The organism is Nostoc sp. WHI (genome assembly GCF_015714725.1).
Lineage (GTDB): Bacteria > Cyanobacteriota > Cyanobacteriia > Cyanobacteriales > Nostocaceae > Nostoc.
The window spans coordinates 14146-33583 of the sequence record NZ_WBKM01000097.1 but is presented as its reverse complement, the minus strand read 5'-3'; the positions used below and the strand labels follow the sequence as shown (position 1 = coordinate 33583).

Below are 19438 nucleotides of genomic sequence, written 5' to 3'. Positions count from 1 at the left end.
TGAAACAACTATTTATAGCAAAGGATTCAAAAAGGTAAACTTATAAAAGTTGTTTATTATATCAGTGACCGAATAATGGGTAGAACGAAGTGAAACCCAACAAAGTTAAGGAAGTGTTGGGTTTCGTTCCTCAAACGCCACTTGCTTCTCCCAAGGGGAGACGCTGCGCGAACAAGTCGGGAAACCCGCCCAACGCAGTGGCTCCCCAACCTACGTAGAAGTTGAGTTTTAAGCTTAACTGAACTGTATTGCACTACAATTGTTGACACTAAAAAGCGCTCTCCTTATCTAGGAGAGCGCTTTTTATTTAACTAAAGAAAGAGAATTAACCGTTGATAGCAGGAGCGGTTAGAGCTACAGGAGCAACATCACCAGCAGCCAAATCTAAGGGGAAGTTGTGAGCGTTGCGCTCGTGCATTACTTCCATACCCAAGTTAGCCCGGTTGATTACATCAGCCCAAGTACCGATTACACGACCTTGAGAATCAATGATTGATTGGTTGAAGTTGAAACCGTTCAAGTTGAACGCCATTGTGCTTACACCCAAGGCGGTGAACCAGATGCCGATTACAGGCCATGCTGCGAGTAAGAAGTGCAGTGAACGGCTGTTGTTGAAAGAAGCGTATTGGAAAATTAGACGACCGAAGTAGCCGTGGGCTGCAACGATGTTGTAGGTTTCTTCTTCTTGACCGAATTTGTATCCGTAGTTTTGTGATTCGTTTTCGGTGGTTTCACGAACTAAGGAAGAAGTTACCAAGGAACCGTGCATTGCTGAGAATAAGCTTCCGCCGAATACACCTGCTACACCTAATTGGTGGAAGGGGTGCATCAAGATGTTATGTTCTGCTTGGAAAACAATCATGAAGTTGAATGTTCCAGAGATACCCAAGGGCATACCATCTGAGAAGGAACCTTGTCCGATGGGGTATACCAAGAATACTGCTGCTGCTGCTGCTACTGGTGCAGAGTAGGCGATCGCAATCCAAGGACGCATTCCTAAGCGGTAGGATAGTTCCCATTCACGACCTAAGTAGCAGAATACGCCAATCAGGAAGTGGAATACTACCAATTGGTAAGGGCCACCGTTGTACAACCACTCATCTAAGGAAGCTGCTTCCCAGATTGGGTAGAAGTGCAAGCCGATAGCGTTGGAGGAAGGTACTACTGCGCCGGAAATGATGTTGTTTCCGTAGATTAAGGAACCTGCTACTGGTTCGCGGATACCATCGATGTCTACTGGTGGGGCAGCGATGAAGGCGATTACGAAGCAAGCGGTGGCGGCTAGCAAGGTGGGGATCATTACTACGCCAAACCAGCCGATGTATAGGCGGTTGTTGGTGCTGGTGATCCAGCTACAAAACCGCTCCCAAACGTTAGCGCTTTCGCGACGTTGAATGGTTGCTGTCATTGTTTTATAAGTGCAATTATTTGTGAATGAATTAGGTAGGTTTGACTACCTGTTACACATCTTAAAGAATTTATTGCGTTTTGTAAAGTACTTTCAGAAAAAATTTTCTCTTGGGATTTACGCACCCACAACAGAAAATCCCCAATTCACTGAAAAAGGGGACTTTCGGTAATACCATTTTGGATTTTAAATTTTGGTGAAACAGTGCGGTCTTCTTCCATCGCGTTCGAGGGTAACCCGTTCGCGCAACGTCTCTGACAGGAGAAGCGATTATGAAAAACGTATTTTATTCTTCAATTCGCTGCTGGCTGGTTCGATATAGACTCTACACCCACTTCTTGTAAAGGTGGACGCACAGATAAATAAATCAATGGGCCCAATAACGGTATCAACGCTATTAACCAGAAAAACTGGGGATTTTTCCAACCGCGACGCGTCATATCATCCCCTAGTAATACAGGGAATAATAGGCAAAGTAGACAGAAATCTAAACTCATCACATTGATGAAGCGGTTGGTTTGCCACTGTTGGACAAAATTGACCCAATCTCCTTCTCTTAAACCATAGGCAACTAAAATAGCCGTGGCTAGTGTCAAAACAAAACCAGTCACACGAGAATCTAGCAGCTTGAGCAAGGTATTCTTTTTACCAACAAACTTATTATTTGGTTCCCTAATGGCTAAGTAGGGTAACAAGGCAAATACGCCGACTCCAAAAGAAGCTACGGCAAACGGCCAAGCAGGTATTTTTTGTCCTCTGCCATCAATAAACACTACTGCGCTGTAAATAAGAGGCCAGATGCCCATGAGGTTGAATAGTGCTATGACTAACGGGTTAATACCTTGCCACTCGCCAGTAGAAAGGTTTTTAATTAACTCAAATGTATCCGGTTGTTCGGGAGGAGTGAGGAAAAAAGCATAGACAACGAATCCCAGCCACAGTAATCCAAAAGCAATTTTTCTTACCATAATTTAAGCAAGCTAACTAAAAGCTTCTGAGAGATAATCAGCAGCACCAGCCACGACTGCGATCGCACTTTCATAATCTAGGCGCGTTGGCCCCAATACCCCCACACTTCCTACTGGTATTGAACCTCGGCTATATGTGGAAGAAATTAAGGTGCAAGTGCGTATCGGTTCTAATGTGTTTTCTGCGCCAATCCGAACCGTTACCTTTGGTTTACCTGTATCTTCGGTATCTGGTTCCTCAAATATTAATCGCCACAGTTGGTCTTGTTCTTCTTCCAACAAGTGGATAATCGTTTGTACTTGTTGTAACTGGGAAAATTCCGGCTGGCGTAAAACTTCTGCTACACCCCGAACCATAATCTGTGTTGTAGTCGGCGCAAGAGTCCGACGAGTCAATTCGGCAACTGAGTTTTTCAAGAATTCCCCGTAGCGTTGGAACTCCTGATCTAGTTGACTCCAGTCGAGATTAGCTAATTCCAACAGACTTCGCCCCCGCAGGTGACTATTCAAAAAGTTAGAAACAATTTGTAACTCGCGATCGATTACCTCTGAATCCCGTTGTGTTTCCTCTGGTACTGACGACAAATCCATCAACTTAGAATGTGTTTCATAACCATCGGTTACTACAATCAGCATGATTCGTCCTGCTTCTATTTGCACTAATTGCAGATGCCGCACTAGCGCTGTAGTGGTTTGTGGCATAGTAATCAAGCTAATGCAACCACTCAAGGTTGCTAAAATTTGCGCGGCTCCTTGCAGTAGGGTTTCTAAACTCCAATCTTCCCACTGGAGGCGCTTTTGCAGTGCCATCTCTACTTCTCGCCCTAAAGTTTCCGTACCACTTCCCTGCGGGACGCGCAAGGGACGTGGAAGCAAGCTACGCATAGCGTCTGTCTGCGACACATTGCGCGAATGCAGAGAAGGTGTAATTAACTGGTCAACATAAATGCGATAGCCTGAGTCTGAAGGTATGCGTCCGGCAGAGGCGTGTGGTTGGTAAAGTAAGCCAGACTTTTCTAAAACGCCCATCACATTGCGAATTGTCGCTGAGCTGACACCCAGATCGTACTCATCAACCAAAGCTTTTGAACCAACAGGCTCTGCCGTAGCAATATAGTGACGTACCGTTGCCCAAAGTATATGCTGTTGTCGATTTGTTAACTGGACTTCCATAGGGTGTGTTTTGCTAGAGGCAAATTTTAATCGAAGTCTGGAAAAATTTCTGGATTTGATTGAAAACTAAAGAATATTAATAATTAATTAAGATAACAAATTATACAATCATATTGTGATAATTAATCTTAAGGTTCACCTACACCACTCTTTAAAAGTGCGCTCTAAATAGAATCTAGGCTTTAGCTGCAAAAGCTGAGAGTTTGAATTTACGACATCCTTTTCCGCCTTATTTTCGCATAATTCTAAACTTATAAAAGTATTATTGTATACGTATTTTTGCGGCGATCGCAGCTAAGATTGGGTCGAAAAGTTTCGTAAATATGTAGCCAGTGGAGAAAGTTGCAAGCTTTTCTGGCAAGCCCCTAAGTTGATGTACTGCTATTTTCAGCATAGCAAAAGCGAGATGGAAGTTATTCTTCCATCTAAGTAATGCACCTAAACATAAGCTAATACTGGGGAATTGAATGGTCTACTAAGAGGGAGTAAGCATCAATACCACCGGAAATATTTTGCACATTTGTAAAACCTTGAGCAGTTAACCACTGGCACATCTGAGCAGAGCGGATGCCGTGGTGACATAGTACAAGGGTTTCAGCTTGGGGATTGAAGAGGTTAGGGACTTGATCTCCCCATTCGGCAAATTCACTCAGTGGTAGGTTGACAAAGCCCTCAATGCTAGCGATCGCTAATTCTTGTGGTTCGCGCACATCTACAAGCTGTATGCTTGCATCACCAGAAGAAAGACGTTGTGCCAGTTCTTCTACACTAATCTGGTTCATGGGTTGACTAAAAGAGTTCCCGGTCATGAGGTTTCTGTAAACAGTCCTAATACTATTTATAGTGACAGAAAATCTCTGCCTTGGCATGAGTATCCATTCTTAAGAGAACTGATAAATCCTGGTAGGCTTTCTGCTTAAATGGCTGTAAATTGTCTTTTTTAATAGGTTTAATGTGAATAGGCAACGTTCATTTATCGGTTTTATCGTAGCAGGGGCGATCGCACTGCTAGTAATTGCGATCGGTGGCTTTTACTGGTTTTTCGCCAAAAGTCCGGCTAAACTCATTGCTTCTACCTCTGGGTCTGATGCAGCCATATTTGTGTCGAAACTTTCCCCTGTAATGGTATCATTACTGGCAAATCCTGACAGCTTGCAGGCATTGGGGCGCGAAGAGGAACTATCTAAACTCAAAACCAGTTTATTCGCTAAGAGTGGCATAGATTACAAACAAGACATTCAACCCTGGTTAGGGAATGAAATTACATTAGCTATCACCACTTTAGATATTGATCGGGACTTAGAAAATGGACAGCAGCCTGGGTATCTGTTGGCACTGGCAACCCAGCAACCGGAGAAAAGCCGCGAGTTTGTTGAGTTGTTGTTTTCCAAACGGGCGTTAGCTGGGGCAAACTTAGCTGTTGAAAAATACAAAGGCGTAAAGCTGATTTATGACAATTCTCAACCAGAGCAAGACTTGCTTGCTGGTGCTGTTGTCGGAGAAGGTTTTGTGTTGTTTGCAAATGAGCCTAAAGTGCTGCGAGATGCCATCAATAACGTCCAAGCACCCGATTTAAATTTGACTAGCTCCCCTGAATACCAAAAAGCTACCAAAGAACTGCCCAAAGGAGGTTTAGCTGTAGCTTTCTTGAATCTTCCCATCGTGGCAAAATGGCAAGGGTTAGAGTTACCAGAACAACTTTATAACAGCCAAATCATATCCTTGGCGTTAAATCCCAAAGGATTGCTAGCAGAAACTACCTTTCTGACTTCATCAGAAATTGTCTCTCCATCTGCACCACTATCTAAACCTGTGGGAGCATTGCAGTATATTCCAGCATCGGCAGGTTTGGCAATTTCCGGCTCAAATTTGAGTAATTTGGATAACAGCGATTTAGCCAAACTTTGGAGACAAGTAACAGCAACTATATATGGTTCTGGGGAAGATGGGGTTTCTCGGTTAGCAAAACCTTTGGCGGATGTTCAAAAACGCTGGGGGATAAATTTGCCAAAGGATATTTTTAGCTGGGTACAGGGAGAATATGCCATAGCATTGTTACCTCAGAAAGAGCAAACAACGCCCCATTGGATTTTTGTGGCGGAAAAATCCGAGGATGTAGAACAAGGCGTTGCGCGTTTGGATGCGATCGCTTTATCCAACGGACTCAGCATCAATCCCCTGACTATAGATAAGCAAAAAATCTCCGCCTGGACAGAGTTAACCACGGCTACTAAAAAAACCAATGTCAAAGAAGGAGCATCTTTCAGCATTGAAACAAAAGTCCGGGGATTGCATACAACTTTAGGAAATTACGAAATTTTCACGTCTGACTTAGAAACTATGAATGAAATCCTCACAGCTAAGGACAATTCCTTAATTGACAATCCCAATTTTCAAGATAATATCGCTGCAATTCCCCAACCGAACCAAGGCTACATCTATCTTGACTGGACAAAGAGCCAGAATTTGTTAGAGCGTCAAGTACCGATTCTTAAGCTAGTGGAAGTTTTAGGTAAACCATTTTTTAACAACCTGCGATCGCTCACAGTCAGTAGTTATGGAACTGACACGCGATCGCTTAAAGGTGGCGTTTTCTTCAAACTCGGTAATTCGTAAGATTTTCATCAAAGTTGAAAGTGCAGAAGGTTAAAAATTCTTTTACCTTCTGCATTTTATTGTCCCATCATATTTACGTAGATTTTCTGTAGCATTTGCTATTTGTATTTGTAATCTTTGGATAGGTACTGGCTGCTGGCTTAGAAATTTAGGTTCGATGGGGCAGTGAGTATCAAATACATCAGAAATAATTTATACAATACCCAGGTAGCGATCGGTAATGGGCAAAGCAATTGGCATTGATTTAGGGACGACTAATTCTGTCGCCGCTTTTAAGTTAGCAGAAGTGGAAGTAGTTACGGCTAACGATAACACGCCCCCAGATAGGAAACTGACGCGATCGGTTGTTGCTTGTGAGCAAAATAAATTTTTGGTAGGAGATCCAGCTTACAACCAACTCAGGGCTAATCCTGAAAATGTGGTTGTTTCCATCAAGCGCTTGATAGGTAGGGGTTTTGGCGATCCAGCCGTACAAAAACAAAAGTCAGAACTTGGTTACAAAATTGCTCAACCGAGTCAGGGAACAGACAACGGTATTGCAGTTTGGCTAGGAGGTAAGGAATATCAGCCAGAGGATATTTCTGCTGAAATTCTCAAAAAAGTTGTGCAAAATGCCCAAATTTATCGCCAAGGAATTGGTAAAACAGGCGAATTCATAGATCAAGCAGTAATTACCATTCCTGCTTACTTCAACGATAAACAACGCCATGCTACCCGCACAGCTGCACTCAAAGCTGGAATCACTCCCTTAGAACTGCTAGCGGAACCCACAGCCGCGGCCATATCTTACGGTTTTTCTCCAACTGGGGAAGATTTTAAAACAATTTTAGTCTTTGATTTTGGTGGTGGTACTTTTGATGCTTCGGTGATTCAAGCAGCAGGAACTTCATTTATTGAACTGGGAAAAGCTGGAGATTTATGGTTGGGAGGAGATGACATTGATTCTCGCATTATCAAATTTGTTAAACAGCAATTTGCCCAGGAAGAAAGAATTGCTGATATTGATGGCTTGATTGCCAAAATGCCCCATTATCAACGGGTGCGATTTAATGCTGATTTGAAGTTAGCAGTAGAACGCGCCAAAGTTGAACTAAGCACTGCTACAGTATCTTACATTGCTCCTGCGACTCAATTATTAGATGAATTGGGTATTGCCATTCCCATTGAAGTAGAAATCACCCGCGAGCAATTTGAGGAAATGATTTCTGATTTGGTAGAGCGATCGATTCAAATTTGTCGCCAAGCACTACAAGACGCTGAACATCACCTAGAGATGGTAGATGTAGTGTTATTGGTTGGCGGTTCTTGTCAAATTCCTGTAGTCCAACGCAAAGTCAGAGAAGCTTTTGGAGCAGATAAAGTAGTGGTGCATCCCCGTCCGATGTATGCGGTGGCGGAGGGTGCAGCAATTGTCGCGGCTGGACTAACAGAGAAAGTAACAACAGTTTCTCGTGATTATTTTATCAAGCTGGTGGATGGCGAAGAGAACAAAGAGAAAGTAATTCAGAGGGGTGATATCTTACCAGTGACTACATCCCACACTTTTAAAACTGTTGCTGATGGACAACGTTTGATTCACTTGCAAATTCTCAGCCCCGATCAAGTAAGGCAAGATTTAGATGGAATATATGAAGATGAAAGTATTGGAAATATTTGGTTGGGTTTAAAGCAATCCTATCCACGCGGGACAGAAGTTTTAGTCAACTTGGAGTTAGATGAAAAAAATAGTGAGCTAAAGATGACCGCTACATTGAAAAATGCCCCTTCAGAGAGAGTGATTCACACCTTTTCGCGGGGGAAAGCAGACCAGAAAATATATGAGGAATTAGAAAAAACGATCGCAGAACTCAATAACCAAAACCTAACTCCTCTCGGTGTGGAAGAAGCGCTGAAGTTAGCCTTAACGGTCGTGGAGTCAGCCAACAAAATCATCGATCCGGATACGGGAGAGGAACGCGGCTATTTACGCGATGACGCTATTGCAAACTTGAAAAAATTCCAGGTATCCATGTCTAAGGAACGCCTAGAAGTAGAGTCTCTTGTCAATGAATGCGATCGCGTAGTTAAACTCTGCGGATCGATAATTCCCCAACTACAGCAGGAACGATTGCAAAAGCTGAGTCAAGAATTGCAAGATGCCATCAACACCAATAACCTCTCCAAGTCTAAGAGTGAAGATGCAAGACGAGAACTTGACAATCTACCTAATGAAGTCCATATCATTGAAGCTTCTCTTTTAGCAATCCATCAAGCCCACGCGGTTGCACCGACTCAAGCAAATGCCATGTCTGACAAACTTTCTCGGATGCTTGCCGCTATGAAAAGTGATGAGCAACAGGAAGCCAATCGCTTGTGGAGTGAATTGCAACCAGATATCCAGCGTTGGCTAAATCAGGAGTTACCCAAGAACAGCATTTTCACAGGACTAACGCGATGATTAAGCTGAACTGTCCTGTGTGTGATTACCAAGAAATTGAAGGTGACACTTGTCCTAACTGTGATACCGATCTTTCTGTAATTCGGATGCTTCAAGAATTACCGCAGGTGGAAAACCCTCTACGACAAGTAAAAATTCCCAATTGGCAACTAGGAGTTGCTTTACTCCTGCTCATTATCGGCATTGGGTTGGGTGTAATGGGCAGTTTTATCTTCCTGCAACCACAGTTACACACATTAACTATCTCTTCTCCCAATCCAGTTCTAAAACTACCAGTTAATACTGCCCCTGTGACAGTTAAGGAACCCCCAAAACCAATTACCTATACTGTCAAATTGGGAGATCACCTCAGCGCGATCGCTCAACAATTTTGTGGTGAGGGAACCTCTTGGCAAGTAATGGTTAAAGCTAATCCCCGACTCAAAGGACGGGAAGACTATATAGATGTAGGGGAGGTGTTAAAAATCCCCAACTGCAAGGAAGGCAATTGATGAGCATTCTTGATAGTTTCAATGCTTTAACTAAAACTTTGCTGGGAGTGGGTATTATTGATGCCTGGAGGCAAGCACCACAGACTAAAAAAGCCAGCGAAAAAGCATTACAATTAGCCCAAAACAAACACCTGCGAGAAGCAGTAATGATTGCAGAAAAAGCTCTCGCTGTCTGGTCTAGAAAACCAGGTTTTTGGGAGCGTTTGATTTGTCAATTGCTACTGGGTAAGCTGTTAGATAACCTTACTCAGCAACTAAAGCAGTGGCGCTATCAAGTGGCAGAAGTAGATAAACTAGCTGCTAATGCTAAAACCGTTCTCAAGCAAGATACGGGCGATCCTTTAGAAACGGAAGCGCTTGCAAATGCGATCGCGATTTATCAGCGCTGTACCAAAATTATTCACGATAATCGCATATCGCGGGTAATCAAACAGTGCCAAGAAGAATTGCAACGGCGACAGCAGTTTTTGAATTTAGTGACACAGGCACAGTCTCAGGCAGAAAATCGGTTCTATAAAAATGCGATCGCAGTTTACCGAGAGGCTGAAAAGCTTTATTCTACGGAGTCTCTACGACAGGCGATCGCTGCAAGTGTTGCTCAAGTCCAACAAGAAGAAATTTATGAAGCTGCTTTTGAAAAGGTGCAACAAGCTGAAAGTGAAGGAAGATTACAGGGAGCGATCGCACTTTTAAAAAATGCCCTGGCTAAGTTTTCTCGCCCTGACGGACTTGATTTACTCCAAAAGCTACAAAAAACATTTAAAGGAAGAGAACAGTTTCGCCAAGGACTAGCAGCAGAAAAAGCGGGTGATTTTAAGGCGGCTGCATCTCTTTATAAAAATGCTAGATTGCTTTTGCCCAACTCTACATACTGCCAAATCCGGTTAGCACTTGTGGCAATTAAAACTCAAGAATGGGCGATCGCACTAACTCACCTAGAAGCTATACCTGGAGAACAAGCTGCTTATTTGCGGGGATTTGCCTACGCCCAACAAGAAGATTTGCAGGTAGCTTATAAAGAATGGCTTGGGTTATCTACTGCTAATATTAGCAAGCAACGAGAGATTATTAAAAATATTTCCCAACGTCAACGGCTGCTAAAACTACAGAATATTGAGCAGTTGGTAGCAGCTGAAAATTGGGAGAAGGCTAAAACAGAAAGTGCACAATTTCTCCAAAAATTTGGTTCCGATCCTTTAGTAGAGGAAAATCTCAACGAGCATATTCAGCCACGTTTAGAAGCAGAATTATGGAAAGATAAAGAATGGAAAATTATTGCCGATAAAGTTGAAGAAGCTTGGATTTCACAGCCGAATATTACTACATTACATAATTTGGCAGTAGCAAATTATTATCTTGCTCAAACTTCTCCGATCAATCTGATAAATTTAATATTTTCTTTATCAACAGCTTTAGCAAATATAACTGAAGATCCTAGCCTTCAAGATGTGCCTTGGCTAGAAAATAAACCTGTAGATTTTGCCGCCGTCTCTTTAGAATTAAAATGTCGAATAGAAACCGCAATAGACATGAAAGATACAAATATTATTGAGTATTTGTATCTGCGCGATCGCTACCGATTAGAAGTAGTATCTCTAAATCTCATGGGTGAGCCGCCAAAGTGGGGAATGAAAATAAAAGATGTATTTATCACACCTATTTGTTATCAAAATTATCTTCCTCAATGGCAAGGTATTTATGAAAATAGAATACATACTAATCCAAAAATCTTAAATTCCCTTTATACAAATTGGGGATTAGCCGTGGCAGCTTGTTTAGAAGGAGATTATCAAAGAGCAATTCAACTTAAACCTAAACCCTCAACTACAGATAAATCTGATATTGCAGCATTTGCTCAGAAATTTGTCGCTTATCATGAAGTTTATTATCAGCTACAGCAACAAAAATGGCGAGAGGCAATTATTCCTCTCAAGCAAGCAAAGCCAGAAATTCAAGCTAGTCAAGATTGGCAACAAGAAATAGACAGACTTTGTGGATTGCAACGTCAAACAATATCAGAATTTCAAGAGCATTTAGAGTTTGCCCAGTTTTGGTATGGCCTTTTAGAAAGTCGAGATGCTAAAAGTTATCTAGCTGAGTATAAGGCAGAACAAATACGCGAACAAATTGCTAATGAACAAATTTCATCAGCAACAGCCCTGAGAGAACTACAAAAACTTAAAGAAATTGACAATCAAAATCCTATTGTAATTGATCTAATTGAGAGAATTGAATTTAACCAAGAATTAGAATTAATTGATAAGCTATTAAAAAATAATAAATTTGAAGAAGCTGTTCAACGTGCTAAAGAATCCCAGCATCAACGTCTACGTAATATTGTGTCAGACATTTGTGTAGAAATATTAATCAAGGGTTTCAAAAATCGTGATTTAGGATTTGAAGATGTTTATCAATTAGGCTATTGGGCTTATGAACTCTGTCCAGATGATCCAAATGTCCAAGAAGTTTACAGGTTTAGCCAAGAACTAAAGGATATTCAAAATCTGATGAAATACGATCGCTTTGATGAAGCTGTTCATCGTGCCAAATACTCACAACATAACTCTATTCGTAACTATGTCGCTGAGTTTTTTATTAATATCTTGGTTAAAGGTATCCAAAACCGCAATTTATCTTTTGATTTAATTCAGCAATTAGGTCGTTGGGCTTATGAACTTTGTCCAAACGAACCTGCTTTTCAAGAAATTTATCATAGTCTAAATATTCGTTAATTAAAGGTATCCAATGGAATATAATCCTTATGACATTCTGAGTGTATCCCCAGCAGCATCCAAAGCTGAAATTGCAAAAGCTGTAGCAGTGGCAATGAAGCAAAAAAAACATCCTGTGGATATCATCGCTAAAGCTCAAAAAAGTTTACTGAAACCAGAGGAACGCATTATAGCCGACTATTTGCGCCCCATACTACCCACTATTAAGCACTTCAAATATAGTGATTTATCGGCTTTGCTTCAACCAGCCCTTAAACTGATATTATTGCCAGAATTTGATGGATTGGAGCAAGCGATCGCTCAAGCTACCCAAGAAGAATATCTAGAGCGAGAGCCTTTGCCAATAAGTTTATCAGAATTATTTACCAAGGGCATGACAGCTTGTAAAGAGGGACAGTATCCCAAAGCGATAAAATACCTCGAAGACTACTGCCAAGGTTGTACAGACCACAATAGCAAAGATTACATTCAAGCCCAAATGTGGCTAATTAAAGGTTATAAAATGGGTGGACAGCTAGAAAGAGCGATCGCGCTTTGTCAGCTTTTGAGTAACCATACTCATCCGCAAGTGAAAACTTGGGCAACTAAAACTTTACCGATGTTATCAAAAGAGGCTTCTCATGTTTAATTATATTATCAGTCAGGAAAAGTTCGACTTGACTATACAAGAAATTAAAAACCTCAAAAAGGACAAAGTTTTACTACAACAGTCCTTGCGAGAACAGCAAACCCAAACCGCAGCAAACACTGAAGATTTATTCTTAGAACTGCTAGAAATTGGTGATGCACTAGAAGCCTTACTGGATTATCTAAAACAGAACCCCAACCCCAGCCTAGAATTTATCCAGCGTTTACCCAAGTCTGTAGAGGCGGTTAATCGTAAGTTTCTCGGTGTAATAGGAAAGCGCCAAGTCTTACCTATAAAAATAGAACTGCAAAGTAGACAGCCAGATTTTAATTTATGTCGTGTTGTTGATCGTGAAGTAAGAAATGATATAGCAGACCAAACAATTACTAAAATCGTCCGTGGAGGGTTTACTTTAGGAGAAAAGACCCTGCGTCCAACAGAGGTAATCACATCTAAATCATCACTTGGGGAATTGTAGCTGCTGTTTAGATCAAGATACAACCTAGCAATTACCTGTCTGCTTTCAAAGTCATTAATTGTGGCACATTTTAATGTGGCACATTCAACTGAAATTTTACTGGAGTTTTTTAAGTAGAATATGTATATATCATTACTAATTTAAAAGCCTGTTGGAGGGCTACCATGAAATACTATCGCCCCCGACTTCAGTTTAGAAACGGCTGGCTGTTGGCTATACTTACCGCCATCACAGCTACCCCTGTAATAGCAGAGACAGCAAATTTTGGTACTTTCAATTTATCAACAAACTTTGCTCCAGCACAAGGAACAGTGCAGGGGTTTACAGGTGGTTCTTACTCATTGTCTGCCATAACTAACCGCGATCGCGATCAAAAAGCCTGTATTGGCTTTGCCGATCCCAATCCAGATCACATTATGGTTTTGGAAAAGGATTTTTCGCAGTTGACAATACAAGTCGATAGCAACAACAACGACACCACTTTACTCATCCAAGGGCCTGAGGAAAAAACGATTCGTTGCGGCGATGACACTGGCAAAAAGAAAGATGCTAGTGTTGGCGATCGCAACTGGAAAAATGGTACTTATCGGATTTGGGTAGGTACATTTAATCCTGGGGTCAAGCGCGATTATACTCTGACGGTCGAGCAGCCGTGAAGCAGGGGAGCAGGGGAGCAGGGGAAGAAGAGCCAACGAATGCCTAATGCCCAATTTTTAGCTGTAACACCTGAGAGGATAATATGGGAGAGTAGCTTGTTGTGCTTTCCGAGGGTGCTATCTCGTGCTATCTATACTACTTGCTGACTTTCGTATCATATTTGAACGTGACCCAGCTGCCCGTAACTGGTTGGAAGTTTTATTTTGTTACCCTGGTTTGCAAGCCCTACTATTCCATAGGCTGGCTCACTGGCTGCATAATATTGGCCTTCCCTTTATCCCCCGTCTAATTTCTCACTTGGCTCGGTTTTTCACTGGAATTGAAATCCACCCAGGTGCAGCAATTGGGCAAAGTGTGTTTATTGACCACGGAATGGGTGTAGTAATTGGTGAAACTGCGATCGTGGGAGACTATGCCCTAATTTATCAAGGTGTTACCCTTGGGGGTACTGGTAAAGAATGTGGCAAACGCCATCCTACTATAGGTGAAAATGTCGTAGTCGGGGCTGGAGCGAAGGTGCTGGGCAATATCCAAATTGGCAATAATGTCCGTATTGGCGCTGGGTCTGTTGTTTTAAGGGATGTCCCTTCTGACTGTACTGTGGTAGGCGTGCCTGGGCGGATCATATATCGTTCTGGAGTGCGGGTTGCACCCCTTGAACACAGTAACTTACCAGATTCAGAAGCCGAAGTGATTCGTGCTTTAGTAGACCGAATTGAATCGCTGGAAGAAAAAATCCAAACTCTTCAGAGTACCCACTCTTGTGAAAAAATTCTGGTTTTGGCGGGTTCTTTAGCTGCCAAAGAAACTGAACTATCAGAAGGCGATCGCTGGTGTAATCTCAAGGATAAGGCTATCCAGGAGTTTCTAGATGGTGCTGGCATTTAAATAAAGTGAGGAGTTAAGAATAAAAAATAATTCCTAATTCCTAACTAACAATATTTAAGGATTAATTTCTTGGCTAGACCACTCTTGCTGGTCATCTCGGTGGTAAAGCCATCGATTTTGTGGTTCGCCGCGCAATTCTAAATGATCTACCTGCACCGGGTCAAGTAGCAGTAGGCAAAAATTAGGCACTGGCTGCACAGCGTCGGGCGGTGGTGGCTCAAAAGCTTCTGCTTCCTTGATTCTGGGTTTACCAGGATCAGGCCAAGCAAACTGTAAACGCGCTGCATCACTGAGTTCTTGCCACATACTGATCCGGGCTGGCTGTAAATCTTGGTGAGAATCATCACTGCTTACTAGGGTCAAACAGCCAGTGATGCGGAATTGTTCTCGTGTATTGGGGAAGTACCAACAAATCTCTGCCCAAGGTTGTTGCTGTATCTGATCGGCTTTAGCACTACGGCGATCGCTAATAAATTTTAGCTGGTTTGTATCTTCTAGAAAGCCACGAAAGACTACAGTCCGATTAGCGGGGCGATCGCCTGCTTGAACCGTTGCTAGTTGCAGGTAGCGGGCATAAACAAGGCTGCGGTTGCGATGGAGGGCATGGGCGATCGCGCTTCGCCAAGGAGCAAGGGACATTATACAATTCTGTTGGTAATCTAACGCTAGGTATTCCTGAACATACTACCACTTCGATACTCCTGGTTGAGCGCCAGTGATTCCTAAAAGTTCTCTAACGCCAAGAAGCTTTAGGAGTCGGCTGCTGTAAAATATGTATGTATAAATTCTTAATATAAATAACACCTGATGAGTTCTTTACCCCCTAATCGTGCTAATACTCTCAAAGCTGCTTTTCGTGTTTGTGATGTAGCTCCTTTAGTGAGTAGTAGAGATATTGAACGTTATTATGTTAATTTATCAAAAGTTCGTAAGACAGAGGCAATTAATACTATTAAAAAACGCTTAGATTTTCTTGAACCCGCAGAATTTTGCAGCCTTCTATTTACTGGACATCGGGGATGCGGTAAAAGTACCGAATTAAGGAAGATTCAGCAAGAATGGGAATCTCAATATAGAGTTATTTATATAGAAGCCGACGCTGAACTAGATATATTAGACGCAGAATACACAGATTTATATTTGGTAATTATAAAAAAAGTTGCTGATGTCTTATACACATCGGAATTAAATTTTGATGCAAAACTGTTAAATAATTTTGAGTCTTGGTTTAAAGAAATTACTCAAGAAACTGAACAAACAGTTGAAAGGTCAGTAAGTATCGGTGCTGAGGCAGAAGCAGGAATAACGATTCCCTTTCTTTCAAAGCTATTGGGTAAAATACAAGCTCAAATTAAAGGTGCTGACAAACAAAGAAAAACAGTTCGTCAGAATCTACAAAAAGATATTGGTCGTTTACAAGCAGATATAAATTTGCTATTAGGTGATGCTTTTGTCAAGCTTAAATCAAAATATCCGGAATTTGAAAAAGGATTTTTAATTATTTTTGATAACTTAGACAGAGTGCCTCCAAATGTAGCTAAACATTTATTTTGTGATTACGCATTTCAATTACAAAGTCTACATTGTACAATTATCTATACAGCGCCAATTTCTATTGTCTATTCTGAAAATAATTTGGCGAATACCTTCGACACACCGAATATTGTGCCGATGGTCAACATATATAAATTTGAACAAGATAAAACCGATCTAGATCATAATGATGATGGGATAACAGCAATTACGAATTTAATTGAACAAAGAGTTGAAGTAGATGCAGTGTTTGAATCGCGTCAACTATTGGTAGATTTAGCGAAAGCAAGCGGCGGCCACATCCGCCAATTGATGCAAATAGCATCACAAGCATTTCTTACAGCCGCAACTCGCGATCGCGAAAAAGTTATTGCCGATGATATTACCTATGCTATTAAGCAAGAGCAGTTTAATTTTGAACGGAGTATACCAACAGAATACTATTCTGCGTTGGCTGCGGTATGTGTAAATAAGGATGTTTCTAAAGATGAAATCGGCAGGTTAATGCTGTTCAGTCTTTGGGTTTTTGAATACAACGGCATAAATCGCTGGAATTACGTTAATCCAGTTGTGAGGCAAATCCATGCTTTTCAAGAAGCACTCAAATCAGCTACAAGTAACCCCTAAGTTAAATTTGCAAAAAGAAACTTTTGTGCAAATCAATCAGCAGTCATTAGCGGAACTATTAACCTTTGTTGACTTTGCTGACACTCAGTTAACGATTGGGTTTGTTGCTGTTAACTTTGCTGAAGATAGAAATATTTTAATTGAAATCCTCGACAAGCATCCTCGATGTCAAGATATTCAGTTTGAAATTCTCAATTTTGCTGATCCGAATTTGCGTTTTTTAAGGGATGAGATTATTGGTGATTTAAAAGAAATTCATTTAGAGGCGGATAAAAAATTAGTCTTAATTGTTATCGGTTTAGAAAAGTCCATTGGTTTGTCTGGAAAATATCCGCCTGTACTGCAAGACTTGAACTTTGTGCGAGACGCTTTTACTTATAGCGTTCCTCACCCTGTACTGATATTTTTACCAGATCATGCACTAATGCGTTTGGCAAAATATGCCCCAGATTTTTGGGCATGGAGAAAAGGAGTATTTTATTTTCAAACTGTCCAGTCTACTCAAGAGTTAGCTATTGAAAAAACTATTCAGTCTGAGAGAATATTAGGAAGTTTAGATTTACTAGAAAGGCAAGAGCGGATTGATTTACTTGAGCGCTTGCTAATGGAAGAATCAACTGATATACGCACCCGCATTACTATTTCAAAGGAGTTAGGGGTTGCTTACAGGAGTATTGGTGAGGCGAAAAAAGCAGAAGATTTTTTGCTAGAAGCTTTAAAGTTAACTGAAGAAGATGAAAGTTTAGCAGGAATCAAAGCCAGCATTCTCCACGAACTCGGTTACATATATAATGATTTGGGAGAATGGGAGAAAGCGATCGCACTCTACAATCAGTCTTTGGAAATATCTGAACGCATTGGTGATGTGCAAGGCAAAGCGGCGACGTTGCACAATCTGGGAATTATCTACACCAATAAAGGAGATGTGGATGAAGCGATCGCACTCTACAATCAGTCTTTGGAAATAACTGAACGCATTGGTGATGTGCAAGGCAAAGCGGCGACGTTGCACAATCTGGGAATTATCTACGCCAATAAAGGGGATGTGGATGAAGCGATCGCACTCTACAATCAGTCTTTGGAAATATCTGAACGCATTGGTGATGTTCAAGGCAAAGCGACGACGTTGCACTGTCTGGCAGGTATCTACGCCAACAAAGGGGAACTGGATGAAGCAATCGCATTCTACAATCACTCTTTGGAAATAAATGAACGCATTGGTGACGTCCAAGGCAAAGCGGCGACGTTGAACAATCTGGGATATATCTACGCCAACAAAGGGGAAGTGGATGAAGCGATCGCACTCTACAATCAGTCTTTGGAAATAACTGAACGCATTGGAAATGTCCAAGGCAAAACGGCGACGTTGCACCAACTGGCAGATATCTACGTCAATAAAGGGGAACTGGATGAGGCGATCGCACTCTACAATCAAGTTCTTGAAATTGATGAACGCACTGGGAATGTCCAAGGCAAAGCGGCGACGTTGCACTGTCTGGGATATATCTACGCCAATAAAGGGGAAGTGGATGGAGCGATCGCACTCTACAATCAGTCTTTGGAAATAACTGAACGCATTGGAAATGTCCAAGGCAAAGCAGCGACGTTGCACCAACTGGCAAGTATCTACGCCAACAAAGGGGATGTGGATCAAGCGATCGCACTCTATAGTCAGTCTTTGGAAATAGAAGAACGCATTGGTAATGTCCAAGGCAAAGCAATAACTCTGTGGTGCTTAGGACATTTGGCAGAACAACAGGGTGAATACACTAAAGCGGTATCCTATTTGCAACCAGCTTTAGAGATTTTGCAGCGATTGAAGTCACCGGATGCTGAAAGTGTGAGTGCAAGTCTTGATAGGGTAATTCGTAATTCGTAATTACAGGACGGAAAGATTTTTTGTCTCACGCAAAGGCGCAAAGAAGAACGCGAGAGTGTTTTCTAAATAAATGAAAATTGCTGTAATGAGTCTTTAATACTCGTGGACGAGTCTTTTATACTCGTGAGCGAGTCTTTGATACTCGTGGACAAGTCTTTGATACTCGCGGACGAGTCTTTGATACTCGTGAATGAGTCTTTTATACTCGCGGACGAGTCTTTGATACTCGCGGACGAGTCTTTGATACTCGTGGATGAGTCTTTGATACTCGCGGATGAGTCTTTGATACTCGTGAACGAGTCTTTTATACTCGTGAGCGAGTCTTTGAACTCCATTAATGAACCTCGGAGCTTCGTCAATGAGTCTTTACAGCAATTCAGGACAGAGAATCAGGATCTACACCGAGCGATCGCTAACGATAAAAATATTTAAATGTTTGGACTCTACAACAAATCTAAAAATTTTTCTAAGTTTATCCGAGCTTGTTTTAATATCTTAGCCAGTGTAGTGCGTTTGACTGGTCGATGGGCGGGAACAGTCAATTTCAAAACTTCATCCGGCATTTGTTTTTGTAGTCTAATGTGACTACCTCTTTGACGTACAACTGTCCATCCATCTCACTCTAAAGCTGTAATAATCTCAATGTATGACAAACTGGGAACTTTAGTCACAAAACCAATTCCTTGACTATGGCTCCCTGTTCAACTATCAATTCTTCTTCCAGTGGTTCCAAGTAAAGTTTTATCGCTTCTCGAATATTTTCTACCGCTTCATCAATAGTTTCGCCTTCACTAATACATCCGGGAAGTGTAGGAACGAAAACTGTATAACCACCTTCATCGCTTGGTTCTAATACTACTTTTATATTCATAGATTACTTGACTTTCTATTAGTGTGTACTTTGTTAATGTAGCAGAAAGTTT

General features: G+C 41.5%; 17 protein-coding genes and 1 pseudogene. 11 read left to right on the top strand and 7 right to left on the bottom strand.

What is annotated here, in order from left to right; genetic code table 11:
• Positions 1-325: 325 nt before the first annotated feature.
• From psbA to F8S12_RS09880, 4 genes are all read right to left on the bottom strand, one after another.
• Complete coding sequence (gene psbA, locus F8S12_RS09895) at positions 326-1408, bottom strand: photosystem II q(b) protein (RefSeq protein ID WP_196516128.1); 1083 nt, start codon at positions 1406-1408, stop codon at positions 326-328.
• A 293-nt stretch (positions 1409-1701) separates the two neighbouring features.
• Positions 1702-2376, bottom strand: a complete 675-nt coding sequence (locus F8S12_RS09890; RefSeq protein WP_196516127.1) for a DUF2834 domain-containing protein — start codon at positions 2374-2376, stop codon at positions 1702-1704.
• A 12-nt stretch (positions 2377-2388) separates the two neighbouring features.
• Positions 2389-3549, bottom strand: a complete 1161-nt coding sequence (locus F8S12_RS09885) for an HrcA family transcriptional regulator (RefSeq protein ID WP_196516126.1) — start codon at positions 3547-3549, stop codon at positions 2389-2391.
• Between the two features lie 449 nt (positions 3550-3998).
• Positions 3999-4358, bottom strand: a complete 360-nt coding sequence (locus F8S12_RS09880; protein ID WP_196516125.1) for a rhodanese-like domain-containing protein — start codon at positions 4356-4358, stop codon at positions 3999-4001.
• 145 nt (positions 4359-4503) lie between these two features.
• Between F8S12_RS09880 and F8S12_RS09875 the strand changes: the two genes are divergently transcribed.
• From F8S12_RS09875 to cysE, 8 genes are all read left to right on the top strand, one after another.
• Positions 4504-6165, top strand: a complete 1662-nt coding sequence (locus F8S12_RS09875) for a DUF3352 domain-containing protein (protein ID WP_196516124.1) — start codon at positions 4504-4506, stop codon at positions 6163-6165.
• 220 nt (positions 6166-6385) lie between these two features.
• The gene (locus F8S12_RS09870; protein WP_196516123.1) at positions 6386-8602 is read left to right on the top strand and encodes an Hsp70 family protein; all 2217 of its coding nucleotides are present in this window, start codon (positions 6386-6388) and stop codon (positions 8600-8602) included.
• Positions 8599-9093 (top strand): LysM peptidoglycan-binding domain-containing protein, encoded by a 495-nt coding sequence (locus F8S12_RS09865; protein WP_196516122.1) that lies wholly within the window; start codon positions 8599-8601, stop codon positions 9091-9093. Before F8S12_RS09870 ends, F8S12_RS09865 begins: the two co-directional genes overlap by 4 nt.
• The gene (locus tag F8S12_RS09860) at positions 9093-11825 is read left to right on the top strand and encodes a peptidase M, neutral zinc metallopeptidase site (RefSeq protein WP_196516121.1); all 2733 of its coding nucleotides are present in this window, start codon (positions 9093-9095) and stop codon (positions 11823-11825) included. The genes F8S12_RS09865 and F8S12_RS09860 overlap by 1 nt, the downstream gene beginning before the upstream one ends.
• A 13-nt stretch (positions 11826-11838) precedes the next feature.
• On the top strand, positions 11839-12453 hold the full coding sequence (locus F8S12_RS09855; RefSeq protein WP_196516120.1) for a molecular chaperone DnaJ: 615 nt from the start codon (positions 11839-11841) through the stop codon (positions 12451-12453).
• Positions 12446-12931: a nucleotide exchange factor GrpE gene (locus tag F8S12_RS09850; protein WP_196516119.1), complete on the top strand. Its 486-nt coding sequence runs from the start codon at positions 12446-12448 to the stop codon at positions 12929-12931. The genes F8S12_RS09855 and F8S12_RS09850 overlap by 8 nt, the downstream gene beginning before the upstream one ends.
• 164 nt (positions 12932-13095) lie before the next feature.
• On the top strand, positions 13096-13587 hold the full coding sequence (locus tag F8S12_RS09845; RefSeq protein WP_196516118.1) for a hypothetical protein: 492 nt from the start codon (positions 13096-13098) through the stop codon (positions 13585-13587).
• A gap of 124 nt (positions 13588-13711) precedes the next feature.
• Positions 13712-14476: a serine O-acetyltransferase gene (gene cysE / locus F8S12_RS09840; protein WP_196516117.1), complete on the top strand. Its 765-nt coding sequence runs from the start codon at positions 13712-13714 to the stop codon at positions 14474-14476.
• 54 nt (positions 14477-14530) lie between these two features.
• On the opposite strand, the gene F8S12_RS09835 is transcribed toward cysE, so the two are convergent.
• Positions 14531-15115 carry an Npun_F5749 family FMN-dependent PPOX-type flavoprotein gene (locus F8S12_RS09835; protein ID WP_196516116.1) on the bottom strand — a complete coding sequence of 195 codons (585 nt, stop codon included), beginning with the start codon at positions 15113-15115 and terminating at the stop codon, positions 14531-14533.
• 168 nt (positions 15116-15283) lie between these two features.
• Here F8S12_RS09835 and F8S12_RS09830 point away from each other — a divergent pair, with 168 nt between their 5' ends.
• The 3 genes from F8S12_RS09830 (at position 15284) to F8S12_RS40465 (ending at position 18947) form a co-directional block, all read left to right on the top strand.
• A complete protein-coding gene (locus F8S12_RS09830; RefSeq protein ID WP_196516115.1) occupies positions 15284-16636 on the top strand; it encodes an ATP-binding protein in 1353 nt (450 codons plus the stop codon).
• Complete coding sequence (locus tag F8S12_RS09825; protein WP_230967915.1) at positions 16593-18515, top strand: tetratricopeptide repeat protein; 1923 nt, start codon at positions 16593-16595, stop codon at positions 18513-18515. Before F8S12_RS09830 ends, F8S12_RS09825 begins: the two co-directional genes overlap by 44 nt.
• 102 nt (positions 18516-18617) lie before the next feature.
• On the top strand, positions 18618-18947 hold the full coding sequence (locus F8S12_RS40465; RefSeq protein WP_331001378.1) for a hypothetical protein: 330 nt from the start codon (positions 18618-18620) through the stop codon (positions 18945-18947).
• Positions 18948-18958: 11 nt separating this feature from the next.
• Here the strand turns inward: F8S12_RS40465 and F8S12_RS09815 are convergent.
• Together F8S12_RS09815 and F8S12_RS09810 are read right to left on the bottom strand one after the other, a co-directional pair.
• Positions 18959-19120: pseudogene (locus F8S12_RS09815) on the bottom strand (type II toxin-antitoxin system HicA family toxin); the annotation flags it as partial.
• A 62-nt stretch (positions 19121-19182) separates the two neighbouring features.
• Complete coding sequence (locus F8S12_RS09810) at positions 19183-19386, bottom strand: type II toxin-antitoxin system HicB family antitoxin (protein ID WP_196516113.1); 204 nt, start codon at positions 19384-19386, stop codon at positions 19183-19185.
• Positions 19387-19438 lie beyond the last annotated feature (52 nt).

Bases quoted from the DNA above. Each gene is read 5' to 3' on its own strand.
- F8S12_RS09825 (WP_230967915.1), top strand. From the start codon at position 16,593: ATGCTTTTCAAGAAGCACTCAAATCAGCTACAAGTAACCCCTAAGTTA.
- F8S12_RS09865 (WP_196516122.1), top strand. From the start codon at position 8,599: ATGATTAAGCTGAACTGTCCTGTGTGTGATTACCAAGAAATTGAAGGT.
- F8S12_RS09890 (WP_196516127.1), bottom strand. From the start codon at position 2,376: ATGGTAAGAAAAATTGCTTTTGGATTACTGTGGCTGGGATTCGTTGTC.
- F8S12_RS09880 (WP_196516125.1), bottom strand. From the start codon at position 4,358: ATGACCGGGAACTCTTTTAGTCAACCCATGAACCAGATTAGTGTAGAA.
- F8S12_RS09810 (WP_196516113.1), bottom strand. From the start codon at position 19,386: ATGAATATAAAAGTAGTATTAGAACCAAGCGATGAAGGTGGTTATACA.
- F8S12_RS09860 (WP_196516121.1), top strand. From the start codon at position 9,093: ATGAGCATTCTTGATAGTTTCAATGCTTTAACTAAAACTTTGCTGGGA.
- F8S12_RS09845 (WP_196516118.1), top strand. From the start codon at position 13,096: ATGAAATACTATCGCCCCCGACTTCAGTTTAGAAACGGCTGGCTGTTG.
- F8S12_RS09830 (WP_196516115.1), top strand. From the start codon at position 15,284: ATGAGTTCTTTACCCCCTAATCGTGCTAATACTCTCAAAGCTGCTTTT.
- F8S12_RS09870 (WP_196516123.1), top strand. From the start codon at position 6,386: ATGGGCAAAGCAATTGGCATTGATTTAGGGACGACTAATTCTGTCGCC.
- psbA (WP_196516128.1), bottom strand. From the start codon at position 1,408: ATGACAGCAACCATTCAACGTCGCGAAAGCGCTAACGTTTGGGAGCGG.
- F8S12_RS09855 (WP_196516120.1), top strand. From the start codon at position 11,839: ATGGAATATAATCCTTATGACATTCTGAGTGTATCCCCAGCAGCATCC.
- F8S12_RS09835 (WP_196516116.1), bottom strand. From the start codon at position 15,115: ATGTCCCTTGCTCCTTGGCGAAGCGCGATCGCCCATGCCCTCCATCGC.
- F8S12_RS09850 (WP_196516119.1), top strand. From the start codon at position 12,446: ATGTTTAATTATATTATCAGTCAGGAAAAGTTCGACTTGACTATACAA.
- F8S12_RS09885 (WP_196516126.1), bottom strand. From the start codon at position 3,549: ATGGAAGTCCAGTTAACAAATCGACAACAGCATATACTTTGGGCAACG.